11 protein-coding genes are annotated in these 15,551 nt (G+C 74.7%); all 11 read right to left on the reverse strand.

What is annotated here, in order from left to right; all coding sequences use genetic code 11:
* Positions 1-671, reverse strand: a 671-nt coding sequence (locus EF918_RS21930; protein WP_125649352.1) for a GDP-mannose 4,6-dehydratase, incomplete at its 3' end; no start/stop codon positions are given.
* 136 nt (positions 672-807) lie between these two features.
* On the reverse strand, positions 808-2,253 hold the full coding sequence (locus EF918_RS21935; RefSeq protein ID WP_125649355.1) for a hypothetical protein: 1,446 nt from the start codon (positions 2,251-2,253) through the stop codon (positions 808-810).
* Complete coding sequence (pelF, locus tag EF918_RS21940; RefSeq protein ID WP_125649358.1) at positions 2,250-4,088, reverse strand: GT4 family glycosyltransferase PelF; 1,839 nt, start codon at positions 4,086-4,088, stop codon at positions 2,250-2,252. The genes EF918_RS21935 and pelF overlap by 4 nt, the downstream gene beginning before the upstream one ends.
* Positions 4,089-4,190: 102 nt before the next feature.
* The gene (locus tag EF918_RS21945; RefSeq protein ID WP_125649361.1) at positions 4,191-6,362 is read right to left on the reverse strand and encodes a hypothetical protein; all 2,172 of its coding nucleotides are present in this window, start codon (positions 6,360-6,362) and stop codon (positions 4,191-4,193) included.
* 425 nt (positions 6,363-6,787) lie between these two features.
* Positions 6,788-7,312, reverse strand: a complete 525-nt coding sequence (locus tag EF918_RS21950) for a hypothetical protein (RefSeq protein ID WP_125649364.1) — start codon at positions 7,310-7,312, stop codon at positions 6,788-6,790.
* A gap of 306 nt (positions 7,313-7,618) precedes the next feature.
* Positions 7,619-10,726, reverse strand: a complete 3,108-nt coding sequence (locus EF918_RS21955; protein WP_125649367.1) for a glycoside hydrolase family 3 N-terminal domain-containing protein — start codon at positions 10,724-10,726, stop codon at positions 7,619-7,621.
* Positions 10,727-10,794: 68 nt separating this feature from the next.
* Positions 10,795-11,832, reverse strand: coding sequence for a pyridoxal-phosphate dependent enzyme (locus EF918_RS21960; protein WP_312847851.1), 1,038 nt, complete (start codon positions 11,830-11,832; stop codon positions 10,795-10,797).
* On the reverse strand, positions 11,720-12,703 hold the full coding sequence (locus tag EF918_RS21965) for a GHMP kinase (RefSeq protein WP_260610479.1): 984 nt from the start codon (positions 12,701-12,703) through the stop codon (positions 11,720-11,722). The genes EF918_RS21960 and EF918_RS21965 overlap by 113 nt, the downstream gene beginning before the upstream one ends.
* 104 nt (positions 12,704-12,807) lie before the next feature.
* Entirely contained in the window at positions 12,808-13,677 is an 870-nt protein-coding gene (locus tag EF918_RS21970; RefSeq protein ID WP_125649372.1) for a DUF364 domain-containing protein, read from the reverse strand.
* Between the two features lie 13 nt (positions 13,678-13,690).
* Positions 13,691-14,488, reverse strand: a complete 798-nt coding sequence (locus EF918_RS21975) for an ABC transporter ATP-binding protein (RefSeq protein ID WP_125649375.1) — start codon at positions 14,486-14,488, stop codon at positions 13,691-13,693.
* A complete protein-coding gene (locus EF918_RS21980) occupies positions 14,485-15,447 on the reverse strand; it encodes an iron chelate uptake ABC transporter family permease subunit (protein WP_312847852.1) in 963 nt (320 codons plus the stop codon). The genes EF918_RS21975 and EF918_RS21980 overlap by 4 nt, the downstream gene beginning before the upstream one ends.
* Between the last annotated feature and the right edge of the window lie 104 nt (positions 15,448-15,551).

The raw sequence follows: 15,551 nt of genomic DNA on the forward strand, positions 1-15,551 counted from the left end.
GCGGTGTCCTTGACGTAACTGAAGTCCCGGGTGGGCCGCAGGTCGCCGAGGGTGATCACCCGCTCCCCGGCGGCCACCTGGCCGATGACGGTGGGGATGACCGCGCGCATCGACTGGCGCGGGCCGAAGGTGTTGAAGGGGCGGAGGGTGACGACGGGGGTGCCGAAGCTGGCGTGGTAGCTGTCGGCGAGCCGGTCGCCGCCGGCCTTCGAAGCGGCGTACGGGGACTGGGTGTTGATGGGGTGGTCCTCGGTGATCGGGACGGTCTGCGCGGTGCCGTACGTCTCGCTGGTGGAGGTGTGCACCAGGCGCGGGGTACCGAGGGAGCGGACCGCTTCGAGCACGTTGAGGGTGCCGGTGACATTGGTGTCCACGTAGCTGTGCGGGGCCCGGTAGGAGTACGGGATCGCGATGAGGGCGGCCAGGTGATAGGCGCAGTCGGCGCCGTCGAGCAGGCCGCGGACCGACCCGGGGTCGCGGACGTCGCCGAGGACGATCTCCACCTGGTCCAGGACGTCGGGGGCGAGGGTCTCCAGCCAGCCGTAGGAGGAGAAGGAGTTGTACTGGGCCATGGCGCGGACCCGGAAGCCGCGGGCCACGAGGGCCTCGGTCAGGTGCGAGCCGATGAAGCCCTCGGCTCCGGTGACGGCGGCGAGCGGTGCGGAGGTCATGCGACCGGTCCCTTCGGTGGGCGTGCAGGTGGGGTGAGCGGTGTGGTGCGGGGCACGTCGTACGTGCGGTGCGCGGCGCGGCCGTGGGTGGGCCGCGCGGTGGCCGGCCGGCGGGTGGGCCGGTCCGGCCGGGCGGTCAGGCGTGCGGGGCGGGGCGGCCGAGGAGCCTCAGGACGCACCCGGTCAGACACAGCGCGGCGATGCCGCTGCACAGCGGCAGGACGGACGGCTGCGGGGTCCTGGCGAACAGGGTGACCGCGCCGGCGGTACCTGCCGCGGCCAAGCAGATCAGGGCCGGCGGCCAGGCCGCTCCGAAGGCTTGGAGCAGCAGCGCGGTCCACAGCGCGGCCGCGAGCAGGGGCAGCGTGGCGGGGGCGGCGCCGGTCAGCAGGGCGGCGGGCACCAGCGGGGCGGTGTAGGCGAGCAGGCACAGGGCGAGCACCCCGGTCGAGCGGAGCAGGAAGCCGGCCGGGCTCGTGGACGCGGCGAGCGCGGCCGCGGACAGGCCCCGGTAGCGGTAGAGCAGCCACTCGGCGGGGCCCATGCTCACGGTCAGCACGATCACCGCGTAGGGCTCGCGGACCCCCTCCTGGAGGACCAGCAGGCCGGCGGCCAGGCCGAAGAGCCCGTACGGCAGCGAGCGCAGCAGCGGCGGCCCGGCGGCGGCGTCACCGGCCGCGGCCGGGGTGCCGAACCCGTCGCGCAGGGCCCAGCCGGCGGCGGCGACCGTGCCGGCCAGGGCGAGCGCGGGCAGTCCGGCGCGCAGCACGGGGCCCGGGTCCCACCAGGGCAGCAGGGCGGCGCCCGCGACGACCGGGGACAGGGCGGCGAGCAGCAGCAGTTCCCGGCCGAGGACCAGCAGGACGCCGGCGGCCCCGAGGTACAGCGACTGCGCCGCCGCCCCCCAGGTGAGCGCGGAGCCCTGGGCGGGGACCGCGGCGGCCGCGGTGGCCAGGGCGGCACCGAGCGGGGCGCCGCGCAGCAGCGTACGGCAGGCCTCGCGGCGGCCGACCGCCATCCACAGGTAGGCGCGGTGGCCGAGGGCCTGGCCCCAGGCCCAGGAGAGGATGCCCGCGACGACGAGCGCCACGGCCTGGCGGCCGGGGTGCCAGAGCGGGGCGAGGAGCGGGTAGGCGAGGGCGGGCAGGGCGAACAGGACGCCGCGCAGCAGGCAGCGCAGGGTGTCGGGCCGCCAGGGATCGGGGGCCCGGGGCGGCTCGGGGAAGACCCGGGGCACCCGCTCGTAGAGGGCGGCGGCGAGGGAGAACAGGTCGGGGTGGCCGTAGCGCTGCCGGATGGTGTCGGCGGACAGGCCGTCGGCCTCCAGCAGGGCGGCCACCTCGTACGGGTGCACGGCGGAGCCGATGCGGTCGGCCATCTCGGCGGCGAGGTGGTTGACCGCCTCCTCGTCGCGGGCGGGTCCGGGCAGCCGCAGCCCGAGGGCGCCCGGGTCGGGCAGCCGGAGCATGAGCGTGGCGGCGTCACCGAGCGGGGTACGGACCGGCCGCTTGGGCACGGCCAGTCGCAGCATCAGGGTGTCTTCCTGGCCGCTGCGGGGTTCGAGGTCCATGGGCCCGCTCATCCGGCGAGGCTCCCGCTCGCGGGACCGGCACGGTGCGCACCGGTCGCGGCCGCCGCCGGGACGGCGGGGACGGCCTCGGGGTCCTGCGCCTCGTCGGCCAGGGCCCAGGAGGGCACGTGCCGCCGCGCCGGCTCGCCGCTCCCGCGTCCGGCGGCGGCCGCCGCCGGGGCGGGGGCGGCCGGGCCGGCGGGCACGGCCCGCGCCGCCCGCGCGGCTCGCGCGGCTCGCGCGGCCGCCGGGGACAGCGCGGCCGCCGGGGACAGCGCGGCCGCCGGGGACGGCGCCGCACCGGGCTCGGCCGGGGCGACGACGGGGGCCGCCGCGAGGGGGGCCGCGGCGACGGCGGCCTGGGCCGTCGCCGCTGCCGCGTGGGCGGTCTCGGTGCGGGTGCGGGCCAAGGTGGGGAGGTCCAGGTAGATGGAGCGGAAGGTGTCGATGGTCTGGCGGAGGGTGAACTGTTCGATCACCCGGAGGCGGGCGGCCTCCCCCATGGCGGCCCGGCGCGGGGCGTCGGCCAGGAGTTCCACCGCGGCGGCGGCCATGGCCACCGGGTCGCGCGGCGGCACGACGAGGCCGGCCTCGCCGACGGCCTCGCGTACGCCGCCCACGTCGGTGGAGACGGTGGCGCGGCCGCAGGACATGGCCTCGATGAGGGTGAAGGGGAAGCCTTCGCTGATGCTGGACAGCATCACCACGTTGCCCGCCGCGTAGGCGTCCTTGATGTCGTCCACGCGGCCCTCGAACACGACGGCGTCCGCGTGACCGAGCTCCGCGGCCAGCGCCTCGCACCGTTCCCGGTAGGCCTCGCCGCCGCGCGGCGTGCCGCCGAACAGGCGCAGGCGTGCCTCCGGCACTTCGCGTCTGACCAGGTCGAAGGCGCGTATGAGGGTCTCCAGGTCCTTGATGGGGTCGACCCGGCCGGCCCAGCTGAGGGTGGGGGCGTCGGGTTCGGGTCCGGCCGGCGGGAAGGCGGCCGGGTCGACGCCGTTGTAGACGGTGCGGATCGACTCGGGGTCGGCGCCGCCCTGTTCCTCCCAGAGCCGGTTGTAGCGGTTGCCGGGAGTGATGAGGGCGGCCCGGCGGTAGCTCTCCTCGGCCAGCAACCGGAAGAAGCCGAGTACGACCGCCTTGACCGGCCAGCGGTACGGGGCGGTGCGGTAGCCGAGGTAGCGCTCGCGCAGGTAGACGCCGTGCTCGGTGAGGAGCAGCGGGACGCCGTGCTGTTCCAGCCCGGCCAAGCCCGGCAGCACGGCGACGCCGCCGCTGACGGCGTGGGCCACGCCCTGCTGCGGGGGCGGTGTGGCGAGCGGGCGCAGGGCGTGCTCCAGCAGGGAGGTGGCGGTCAGGGCGTCGCGCAGCGTCGGCCGGGCCTCGCGGACGGCCAGCCCCGGCCGGTTCCAGACGGAGGCCAGGACGGTGATCGCGTGGTCGCCGCGCAGGTAGGGGCTGAGCTCACCGTCCGCGGCGGCCCGTGCCATGGCGTAGAGGGCCGGGGCGAACCCGGCCTCGGCGCACGGGTCGAGCAGGGCGGTGAGGAACCGTTCGTAGGCTTCGGCCAGTTCGCGCAGGGCGCGGCCGCGCGGCGCCCTGCCCTCGGGCGGGGCGCCCCACATGGGGACCGAGCGGACGCCGACGACGTGGCCGGGCAGGTCCCAGGCGAGGGCCTCGCGGCCGGTGCCGGTGACGGCGATGACGTCGAAGTCGAGGTCGGGCATGCCCTGGACGAGCTGGTCGCACCAGACGCTGACCCCGCCGTGACTGTGCGGGTAGGTGCCTTCGGTCAGCAGGGTGACACGCGTCGCCGCGGGGCGGCGCGTGCCGTGGTGAACGTGCATCGGTGTGCTCCACGGCCGGGAGGTGGGGGTGGTCGGTCAGGTTCGCTCGGCCCGGCCGTCCCGGCCGCCCTCGCGGGGCGGCCGGGAACTCGCCTGCGCCGGTCAGCCCCGCAGGGCGTCGGAGCTGCGCTCCCGCACGGCCGCGGGCACGTACGTGCGCGGGGCCGGGGCCGGGACCGGGGCCGCTGCCGGCGCGGGGCCGGTGGCGGGCGTGCCGGTCGTGGCCGAGCCGGTGAGGGCCCGGGCCGGGGCGGCCGCGGCGGACGGCAGGGTGAAGCTCACCGGCGTGCCGGCCGAGGGCGTCCAGCCGGAGACCCGGCCGGCGTACGGGCTGCCGAAGGCGGCGGCGCCGATCCGGCTGCCCTCGGGCAGCGAGGCGGTGACCGAGACCCCGCTGGGCGCCGTCACGGTGACGGTGTCCCCGATGCGGTACGCGGTGACCTGGCCGGCCTTGACCGCGTTCTTCCAGGCGGCGCGGCGCTGGAGTTCGCTGCCGATGTCCTTCATCCGGAGGTTCACCACGGGGGTGTTGTCCGCGAAGAAGGCCCCGTAGGCGTCCAGGACCCCGTCGAGCACCGGGTAGGCGATGCGCTCCTCGGCGAGGTTGGACTGGTGGATGAAGTGCGGCTTCGGATCGTTGCCGAGGACGTGGCCGAGGGCGGTGCGGATCTCCTGCGGCACGATCTGGCCGGCGTACCCGGTCGTGGTGTCGAGGGGCGCGGGCAGACAGGTGGTGGTGTCGGCGTGGTCCTCGCAGATGCCACTGCCGCCCTGGGACCGGCGGGTGTAGATCCAGTTGTACTCGTCGACCTGCTCGGTGACGCGGCCCGCGTTGTAGAAGATGTTCATCGGGTAGCGGGCGACGGTGGACGCCGGTCCGATGCGCCGCTGTTCGGGGTCGCGGGAGTTGTCCGAGGCGAGCCAGGCGACGCCGTTGTCACCGACCGCGAGGGCCAGGTTGGGGTTGTCCTGCGGCTGTTGCGGCAGGATCGCCATGCCGGAGTGCTCTCCGGTGACCAACTCATCGTTCTGCAGCGGGAGTCCGGAGCTCTGACCCCAGACGCGGTTGAGGGCGATCTCGTCGCTGATCGCGGTCCGGCCGACCCACTTGACGGTGCCGAGCAGGGTGGTGGCGCAGCGCCACGGGACCACGCTGGTGTCCTGCTCGCAGCCGAGGTAGGCGTGCGTGTAGGTGTGGTTGATCCAGCGGAAGCGGTTGCGTTCGGCGAGGAGCTTGTCGGCGAGCTGATCGACCCCCTCATGGTCCTCGCGCTGGTCGAGGCTGCCGGCGCCGTTGTAGGCCATGTCGAAGGTGAAGCCGCGGCGGTTCTGCCACTCGATCGCGTGGTCGGCGTCGGCGGCCGTCATCCGGATCGGGTTCGGGGTGCCGCCGCCGCCCGCGCAGTCCACGTCGCCGGGCGTGCAGTTGAGCTGGGTGTCCCAGCGGTCGTCGGCGGCGAACACGTCGTCGACGTGGACGGCGAAGTAGTTCCGGGAGGCGCCGAGGTGCACGCCGCCGGTCATCCATTCGACGATGCCGCGGGCGAGCAGCCGGAACTGCTGCTGGTAGCGGTTGTAGACGAAGGTGACGACGAGTTCGCGCCGGCCGTCGTGCCGGTACTCGCCGACCAGGGCCCCGCGGCGGGGTGTGCCGGGGATGGGCGCGTCGACGTACGTGGTGAAGTCCGCGCCGGGCGCGGGTTGGGCGAGGTAGGCGTAACTCTCACCGACACTGGGTGAGTTGTCCTCGAACGGAACGGCGCCGTCGAGGTAGCCGAACGGTCCGCCACGGCCGGCGGCGGTCACCCCGGCCTGCACCCCGTCGAGGCTGCCGCCGTAGCCGCCGGCGGCGAAGTACTGCAGGCCGACCGCGGGCCGGGCCCACGTGTACGCGTCGACCTGCGGGATGCCGTACGTCCGCTCGTAGGAGGCCAGGGCCGTCATCTCGGCCGATCCTGCCGGGAACGGGTTGTCGTTGGGCAGGACCACGGCCTGGTACTTGGCGCGGGGCCGGCCGTCGACGGTGTCGGCGAGGAAGGCGGCGTCGATGGTGGGACGTCCGCTCTTGGTGAGGTCGATCTCGGTGTACGGCGTGCCGGCCGAGTCCAGTTCGGCGGCGATGGCCGCGGTCGACGGGCCGCCGTCGCTGACGACCAGGACCCGTAGGTCGACCCGGGCTGCCGGGTCGTCGGCGTGCGCCGCTCCGGCGGGCAGGCCGAGTGCGGCGATGAGCGCGCCCGCCGTGAGTACGGCGGTGCGTATGGTCCGCTTCATGCGGTGAAGTCCCCTCCCAGGCGGGGGAGAACACGGCTCCGCATGGAGCGACGCCTCCCCCTTGCGCGACGCCGGCGCCCCCCTCAGAAGCCAGTCGTCGACGCATCCGTCGCGTCACATGGTGGTGTCTGTGTGTAGCGTTTGTGGGGATCTCGCGAAACCCGGCGCAAAACAACAGGCGCACAGGAGGCGCACAACCGGCATCAGACGGAGCGCAGTTGCACTACGAGACGGGTTCAGCCATATGAACACACAGGGGCCCGGAGGCGCGCGGGGGGCATGGCGCGCTGGTCCGGGCCCTGCGTGGGGCCCCGGCCGACCGTCCGGTCAGCCGGGGCACGTTTCCAGTCGTAGAGACCACGCGGGGCGCCTCGCCGATGGCGATTTCAGGCCACCCGTCGTCGTGGTGGACGGAGCGGGGTGTTTCAGGCGCAGAGGACGCGCGTCTCCGGGGTGAACACCGGGCCGCCGGAGGTGTTCGTGCTGTCGCTGAACTCGGCGTAGTAGTAGCTGTAGAAGCCGATGTTGCCGTTGCAGCCGGAGTCGGCGGCGACCTGCAGGGTCAGCGTGACGGTGCGGCTCTGGCCGGGCGGGATGGTGGCGCCGTAGTTGCCGCCGAGGTCGGAGGGGCCGGTACCGGAACACGGGGTGCTGCCGGAGGCGGTGGCGAGGCTGCACCCGGAGAAGCTGTACTTCAGGTCGGGGCGCTGGGTGGTGAGCCAGGTGGGGTTGATGGTCTGGTAGATGAACCAGATGTCATACGTCTTGTTGTTCGTGATCGTCATCGAGAGGTTCACCGAGCCACCGGGTGTGGTGGTGGCGCTGCTGGTGCTGAACGTCAGCGCGGCCGGCGCGGGGTCGGCGCTCGCGGCGGGGGCGAAGCCGAAGAGCGCGAGGACGAAGGCGAGGGCGGCGGCGAGGCCGAGACGGCCCGTCAGAGGTGATCTCATGGCCGGGAGGCTAGGCAGGACCGCGGAACGGCGTCTGCCCCGCGGTGAAGGGCGCGATCGCGGATCGGCCGGAAGTGTTCGCCCCGTGAAGGTGATGCGAAGGACTCGTGAAGGAAGATCACGGAGCGTACGCAGCAGCGTACGGGCCGTGCGGGGTGCGTGGGCCGGAAATGGCCTGCACCACGAGACCCGCACACGCTTTTGGCGTGCACCTGACGTATGGCCGCGCATATGCGAGGCGGCATACCCGGCACCGACCGGACGTTCTCGGCCATCGCGGCGACTTTCGACCCTCCGGGCCCGGGGTTACGGCCGGGGTGGCGCGGCCGCCCGGAAGGCGGCCGTCAGCTGCGCCACCGCTCCGGTCAGGTCACCGGTCAGCAACAGGTGGTCGGCGTCCGCGAAGGGCTTGGCCGTGGCCTGGGTGAACCGGCCCCCGATCCGCTGCGCGGCGATGGCCCGCGCCCGGTCCGCGACCGCCCGTCCCGCGTCCGAGTCGGCCCCGGAGGTCCGCTCCACCGCCGCCGCGGCCACCGCCAGCGCCCGCAGGGCCGCTTCGCCGCCCTGCGGGGCCGGGCCCTGCGTGGTCAGGCCCCAGCCGAACGGGAACTGCGGGTCGTACACCGCGTCCCCGACGTTCAGCGGGAGCTGGGCCTGCGACCTCGGCCAGCTCACCGGCAGCCGGCCGGTGAACGCCCGCCTGCCGTACAGCACGTCCGCGACCCCGTCGCCCTCGGTGCCCGGCAGCCAGGACGCCACCAGGGCGGTCATCCGGTCCAGCCGGTCGCCGATCAGCTGCGGCCGTCCCGACACCACCAGCACCGCACAGCGCATCGCCGCGCACACCCGGTCGACGGCCGCCTTGTCGGCCTCGGACAGCTCCAGGTCGTGGCCGTTGCCGACGTCGCCGACACCCTCCGCGTACGGGGTCTCGCCGACCACGACCACGCCCACGTCGTACCCGGTGGTCGGGGCGGACGCGTCCTTGGAGTACGTGACCGCGTCCGGCGAGGCGGCAGCCTTGCGCAGGCCCTCCAGGACGGTCGTGCCCTGGGTGGTCCGGCCCGACGAGCCCTGCCAGGTCACGGTCCAGCCGCCGGTCTGGTTGCCCAGGTCGTCGGCGTTCGAGCCGGCGACGTACACCTTCTGCTCGCGCTTCAGCGGCAGCAGCCCGCCCTCGTTCTTCAGCAGGACCTGCGAGGCCGCGGCCGCCTCCCGGGCGACCGCCCGGTGCTCGGCCGAGCCGACGCCGGCGATGCCGGACCGGTCGGCGTACGGCTTCTCGAACAGGCCGAGCCGGAACTTCTGCTCCAGGATCCGGGAGACGGCGTCGTCGATCCGGGCCGCCGGGATCCGCCCCGCCGCGGCCTCGTCGAGCAGCGTGCGGTGGAACTCCTGGTACGCGGTCGGCACCATGATCATGTCGAGTCCCGCGTTGATCGAGGTCCGTACGTCGCTCGCGTAGTCGCCGGGGATCTGGTCGATGGCCTGCCAGTCGCTGATGACGAAGCCCTTGAAGCCCATCCGGCCCTTCAGCACGCCGTTGATCAGTTCGGCGTTGGCGTGCATCTTCACCGGCCCGGCGTCGTCACCGGGGTGGTCGACCGAGGAGTACGAGGGCATGACCGTGCCCACCCCGCGCCTGACCGCCTCCCGGAACGGCGCCAGGTGCACCGCCTCCAGCTCCTGGCGGGTGACCCGGGTGATCCCCTGGTCGATGGTGTACGAGCCGGTGGTCGACGAGCCGTACGCCGTGCCGCCGTCGCCCACGTAGTGCTTGGCGGTGGCCAACACCTTGTCGGGGCGGTCCAGGTCGCGGCCGTCGGGCGCGCCCTGCATGCCGCGGATCACCGTCTCCATGGCGCCGACCAGGGCGGGGTCCTCGCCGAACGACTCGTAGGAGCGGCCCCAGCGTTCGTCGCGGGTCACGCACAGACAGGGCGAGAAGTCCCACGGGACGCCGGTCGCCCGGACCTCGGCGGCGGTCACGGCACCGGTCCGCTCGGCCAGCTTCGGGTCGCGCGACGCGCCCAGGCCGATGTTGTGCGGCATGATCGTGGAGCCGACCAGGTTGTTGTGGCCGTGCACGCCGTCCACGCCGTAGATCAGCGGGATCTGCAACCGCGCGGCACGGGTGCGCAGTTGGTAGCCGTCGACCATGTCCGCCCACGCCGCCGGGGTGTTGGGGGTGGGTACCGAGCCGCCGCCGGAGAGCAGCGAGCCCAGCCCGTAGCCGGCGATGTCGGCGGGGGCCTTGAGCGCGTTGCGTTCGGCCTGGGTCATCTGCCCGGCCTTCTCCTGCGGGGTCATCCGGCCCAGCAGGTCCGCGACCCGCCGCTGGACGGGCAACCTCGGGTCCAGGTACGGCAGTCCGTGCGCGTCGATGACCACGAGCGGGTCCTCGGCGGGCGGCCGGGCGCCGGTCACGGTCAGCTTCACCGGTACCGTCTCGGCGGTCTCGCCGTCACGGTCCGCGGTGGTCGCGACGGTGATCGTGCGAGCGGCGCCGGAGGGGGTGCCCGCCGGGAAGGTGAGGGTGCCGGTCTCCGGACGGAAGTCGGCTCCGGGGGTGGCCGTCCCGCCGCCGGTGGTGTATTCGACGGTCACCGGCTCGGCCAGCGGGACGGAGCCGGTCGTGGCCACGGACAGGCGGATCTCGGCGGAGCCGCCCTCCTTCACAGGGTGAACGGTCGTGTCGGTGACGACCTTGGTCTGCGCGGCCGGGTCGGCGGCCCCGTAGACCTCCACCGCGTCGACCATGAACGTGCCGGGACGGCCCACCGGGAAGGTGAAGGCGTACCCCCACATCTGCGTCAGCCCGAGCACCTGGTCGATGCCGCCGACCGGCTGGTAGTCGGTGCGGTACTCGAACCGCGAGAACGGGATCTCGACCAGGTGCCAGCCCTGCCAGTCGTCGGTGAAGGAGGTGGTCCACAGCTCCGACGCCTCGCCGTGGGCCCCGCCGTCCTTGATCTCGAAGTGGACGCGCGGGCCCGAACCGGGCGGCAGCGGAGCGGTGTTCTGCCCGTACCACCAGAACCGGATGCCGCGCCGGCCGCTCCAGTCCTGCGGCGGCCGGTCGAAGGCGAAGTCGTGGCTGAACCCGCCCCAGCCGCTGATGTCGTAGGTGCCGTGCAGCACCTTGGCGCCCTCGGGGGCGTCGGCCCGGTCCCGCAGTTCCAGCCGGGGCTGGTCGTCGCCGTCGCTGCCCCAGGTGAACAGGCCGTCGGCGGGCGGGCCCGCGAAGGGGACCTCGCCCTCGAACCGGTCGACCGCCGTCGGGGGCGGGGGCTCCCCGGCGGCGGTCGTGGCCGTGGCCGTGGCGAGCGGCAGCAGTCCGGCCAACACACCGGCCGTTGCCAGAAGGGCGGTTCTGCACCGGCGCCGGGCCGGTGCGAGACGTGCTGTTCCCACGAAGTGCCTCCCAGGTCTATACCACGGGACAGGACAGGGCGTGAGTCAACTGAACGGCCGCGCTGTCGTCAAGACTTCGCGACACGACTGGCCGGATGCGGCCCCCCGGCCCCTCCCTGGCTTCGGTTCCTGAACGGGTCACGGTTCCATCGCATCCGGGACCAGGGCAGCGCGAGCCGGCTCCGGTCGGTGATCTCGTGCGGGGACAGGTCGGCGAGCGCCGCGGCCTGCCGGTGGCGGGCGTGGACGGTGTCGACGTAGCGGTGTCCGGTGTCCGCGGCGACGAAGAGGACCGTCCGGTGCGGCGTACGGTCCCGCTCGTGCCGGGCGGCGAGATAGCCGGCCCCCGTCGACAGCCCGGCGAACACCGCGTGCCGGCGCAGCAGGTCGACGCTCCCGGCGAGCGCGGCGTCGAACGAGATCCAGTGCAGGACGTCGTACAGCTCGTGGGAGACGTTCCCGAACGGGATGGAACTGCCGATCCCGGCGATGATGATCTCGGGGTCGGCGAGGTGCCCGGCACCGAAGGTCACGCTGCCGAAGGGCTGGACCCCGACGAGCTCGACGTCCGCCGGGCCGGCAGCCCCCGGTGTGCCGGCCGCGCGCAGGTAGCGGGCGAGCGCCCCGGTGGACGCGCCCGAGCCGACCCCGCCGACGACGGTGAGCCCGGCGGCCCCGGCCGTCGCCGCCCGGACGCGGTCGGCCACGGCGCGGTAGCCGAGGTAGTGGATGTCGTCGTGGTACTGCCGCATCCAGTGGTATTCGGGGTGCTCGGCGAGGATCTCGTGGATGCGCTCGACCCGCCGTTTCTGGTCGAGCTTGAGGTCGTTGCACGGCTCCATCTGCTCCAGCGTCACGCCCAGGACGTCGAGTTGGGTGCGCAGCGTGCGGTCCACGGTGGCGGAGCCGACGATGTGGCAGCGCATGCCGTAGCGGTGGCAGGCCAGGGCGAGGGCGTAGGCGTAGATGCCGCTGGAGCTGTCCAGCAGGGTGTCACCGCGCCGCACGGCTCCGGTCCGAAGCAGGTGGCGTACCGCCGCGTCGGCGGAGACCACCTTCATCGTCTCGAAGCGCAGGCAGACGAGCCGGTCGTCGAGGCGTATCAGGTCGGGCCGGCCGATCGACTCGGCGATGTGCTGGTCCATGGGGGGCGAACTCCTCGGTCGTGGTGCCGGTGGGGAAGGTAGTGAACGTCCGGGTGGCCGGGATGCCGTACGCGTCCAGCGCGCGCAGACACCCGCGGACGCGGTGGCGCAGGCCCGGGGCGGCTGGATCGAACAGCACGCCCGCCACCGCTCCGCTGTGCGCGATCTGCACGCCCACCGCCCCGGTCCGGCGGGCGAGGCCGGTCAGCGCATCGAACTCCGGGTGCTGGAGCACCCGTTGGCCGCGCCAGGCGCTGGCGGTGGCGACCTCGCCGAGAAGCCGTGCGTCGCCGGTGGCGACGGCCCGGCGCAGCATCCGCCGCAGCCGCTCCCCGGCCCGCACGTCGCCCTCGTCCGCCTCGGCCGTGGGGAGGGCCAGGGTGTCCACGGGTGCGCCTCCGCCGAGGGTGCAGCCGACCACGACCAGCGGGGGCAGGGCCGGGCCGAGGACTTCGAGGACCCGGCCCGCGCGCTGGGCGAACAGCACCGGGCGGCCGTCGTCCAGCATCAGCGGGTCGCAGGCGCGTTCGGCGCGTACGGCCAGCCGGGAGACCGTGCCGGCGTCCAGCCGGACCCCGTACGCGCCGGCGACCGCGCGTACGGTGGCGATGACGTCGCTGGTGGAGCTGCCCATGCCCAGCCCGACCGGAATGTCCCCGGTGAGCCGCAACTCCCCGCCCTCGGCAGGCCGTCCGGTCCGCGCGGCGCACTCCACGACTGCCAGGACCGCGGCCCGGGCGGCCTTCGTCCGTCCGGCCGGCACGACGGTGAGCGCCTCGGGCGGTGTGCCGGGGCGGCGGACGAACCGGGCGGTGCTGCCGGGCCCGGCCATGGGCAGGGTGACCAGGCCCGGGCAGGGGCGACCGTCATCGTCGAGGAAGACGCCCTGGAGGAGCTCGCCGTGGTGGCAGGGGGCGTGCCCGATGCCGGTGGGGATCACGCCCGGCTCACCGCCCGGTAGCGGTACAGCACCGTGTCCTCGGCGCTGAACTGCGAGAAGGGGAACGGCTCCGCGGACAGGGCCGTCACGCCCGAGCCGAGGAAGGCGCGGGCGACGGCGCTCCCGCTCTGCGCGTAGACGACCAGCGGGACGCCCCGCGCGCGGCAGCGTTCCAGGATCGTGTCGAACGAGCCGTTGCTCAGGGTCATTCCGGTGGCGACGACCGCGTCGGCGCGCTCCAGCACCTGGTGCATGTCGTCGGTGACGGGGTCGCCCCACTGGGTGGTCCTGAGGTTGAAGTCGCAGGGCAGCGGCCGGCCCCCGCGTGCGCGGATGGCCGCGACCAGCGGGTTCACCACGCCGATGAGGCCGACCGTGGCACCCTCCTCGATGTCCAGCAGTCCGGCGATCGCCGCGTCCCGGGCCCGCGCCCGTACCTCCGGGGTGCCCGCGGGCAGGCGGACCGCCTCGGCCTCGCCGGCCGCGGCGGCCGCGCGGTGCGGGCGGGCCTCGGCGAGGTAGGCGTCCAGTGCCGCGGTCCGCAGGGGGCGCGGGCCTCGGCGCAGCAGGACGTCGAGGGGGGCGCCGGAGGACGTGCGGCAGATCGCCGGGTCCAGCTCGCCGGCCTCGAAGGCACAGCCGCCGAAGGAGCCGCCGAGGCGGACCAGGACGTACTGGTTGAGGTAGGTGGTGTCGCCGCCGGCCAGCCGGGTGCCGTGGTGGATCCAGAACACGCTGGTCGCGACCAGGTCGGCGGGCGGCGGGCCGTGTTCGCCGGCGAGGACGGCCTCGATCAGCCCGTCCAGGGCGGCGGGTGCGGCCGGGGCAGCCGGGGCGGCGGATACGTCGGGGATCGTACGGGTCATGTCGTTCCTTCTTTCACAGGGTGGTGCGGGGCGCCGCGGCGGGGGCGCCGAGCGGTCCGCGGTACCCGACGCAGGGGTGTCCCCAGGCGTCGGTGGCCAGTTCGGCGTCGACCTCGAAGACCTCGGCGAGCCGCGCCGCCGTCAGGACGTCGGCGGGCGGTCCGGCGGCGATCAGGCGGCCGTGGTGCAGGAGCAGCAGCCGGTCGCAGTAGCGCGCGGCGAGCGACAGGTCGTGCAGCGCGACGAGGACCGTCCGGCCGGTGCCGGACAGCAGCTCCATCAGCGCCAACCGGTGCTTGATGTCGAGGTGGTTGGTGGGTTCGTCCAGCAGCAGCGCCTGCGGTTGCTGGGCGAGCGCCCGGGCGATATGCGCCCGCTGCCGCTCCCCGCCCGACAGGGCCCGCCACGGGCGGCGGGCGTGCGCGGTGAGTCCTACGTGCTCCAGGGCGGCGGCCACCGCCGCCCGGTCGGCGGCGTCCGGCCCGCGCCAGCGGTCCCGGAACGGGGTCCGGCCCAGGCCCACCACGTCGGCGACCCGCAGGTCGCTGTCCGTGCCCGCGTCCTGCTCGACGTAGGCGACCGTGCGGGCGATCCGGCGCGGGCTCCAGCCGCGCACGGACACCCCGTCGTAGCGGACCGTGCCCGCGTCGGGGGTCCGCAGTCCGGCCAGGCAGCGCAGCAGGGAGGACTTGCCCGAGCCGTTGGGGCCGAGCAGCCCGACGGTCTCGCCGGGCGCGACGTCCACACCGACCCCGCGGACGACCGGGGTGCCGGCCACCGACCAGGTCAGCCCTTCGGCGGTGATCCTCACAGGTCACCCCGCTTGCGCAGGACAAGGAGGAACAGCGGTACGCCGAGCAGGGCGGTGAGCACGCCCACGGGTACCTCGCGGGGCGCGAAGGCGACCCGCGCGAGCGCGTCCGTCCAGACCAGGAACACGGCGCCGGCCAGCGCCGCGTACGGCAGCAGCACCCGGTGCAGCGGGCCGACGAGCAGCCGGGCCCCGTGCGGGACGATCAGCCCGACGAACCCGATGGCGCCGACGGTGGCCACCGCCACCGCCGTCAGCGCGGCCGTCACCACGAGGAGCAGCAGCCGGGTGCGGCGTACGCCGACACCGAGCGAGGCGGCGGTGTCCGCGCCGAACGCGAGCCCGTCGAGGGAGGGCGCGCACAGCCAGGCGGCCGCCAGGCCCAGCGGGGTCACGACCGCGCAGACGGCGACGGTGTCCCAACGGGCCGGTGCCATCGAGCCGAGCAGCCAGTGGGTGACGGCCCGGGTGGTGTCCGCGTCGGCCGAGGCCATCAGGACCAGCGAGGTCAGCGCGGTGCAGAGCTGGCCGACGACCACCCCGGTGAGGACGACGCGGACCGGGTCGAGCCCGGTCCGCCGCAGCAGCAGGAGCAGGGCGGTGAAGGCGAGCAGGGCGCCGGCCAGCGCGCCGCCGGTGACGCCGAGGGTGCCGGCGCCGACACCGAGGACGACGACGGTCACGGCTCCGGCCGAGGCGCCCGAGGACACGCCGAGCAGGTAGGGGTCGGCCAGGGCGTTACGGGTGACGGCCTGGAGCACGACGCCGCACACGGCCAGCGAGGCGCCGACCAGGGCGGCCATCAGCACGCGCGGCAGCCGGAGGTCCCAGACGAGCGAGTCCAGCAAGGGCGGCAGCGGCTCCACCGCCAGCCCGGTCCGGCTGCCGAGGACCCGGGCCAGACCGCCCCACCCCACGTCGGCGGTCCCGAGCCGAACGGCTCCCGCCAAGGACGCCACCAGGACGACCAGCCCGACCCCGGCCCGGACGACCGCACGGGCGGGCCGGGCCGCACGGGCGGGCCGGCCTGGCCGGGCCTCGGAGGTGGGGCGGGCCTCGGAGG

The sequence above is a fragment of the Streptomyces sp. WAC06614 genome (genome assembly GCF_003949795.1).
Taxonomy (GTDB): domain Bacteria; phylum Actinomycetota; class Actinomycetes; order Streptomycetales; family Streptomycetaceae; genus Streptomyces.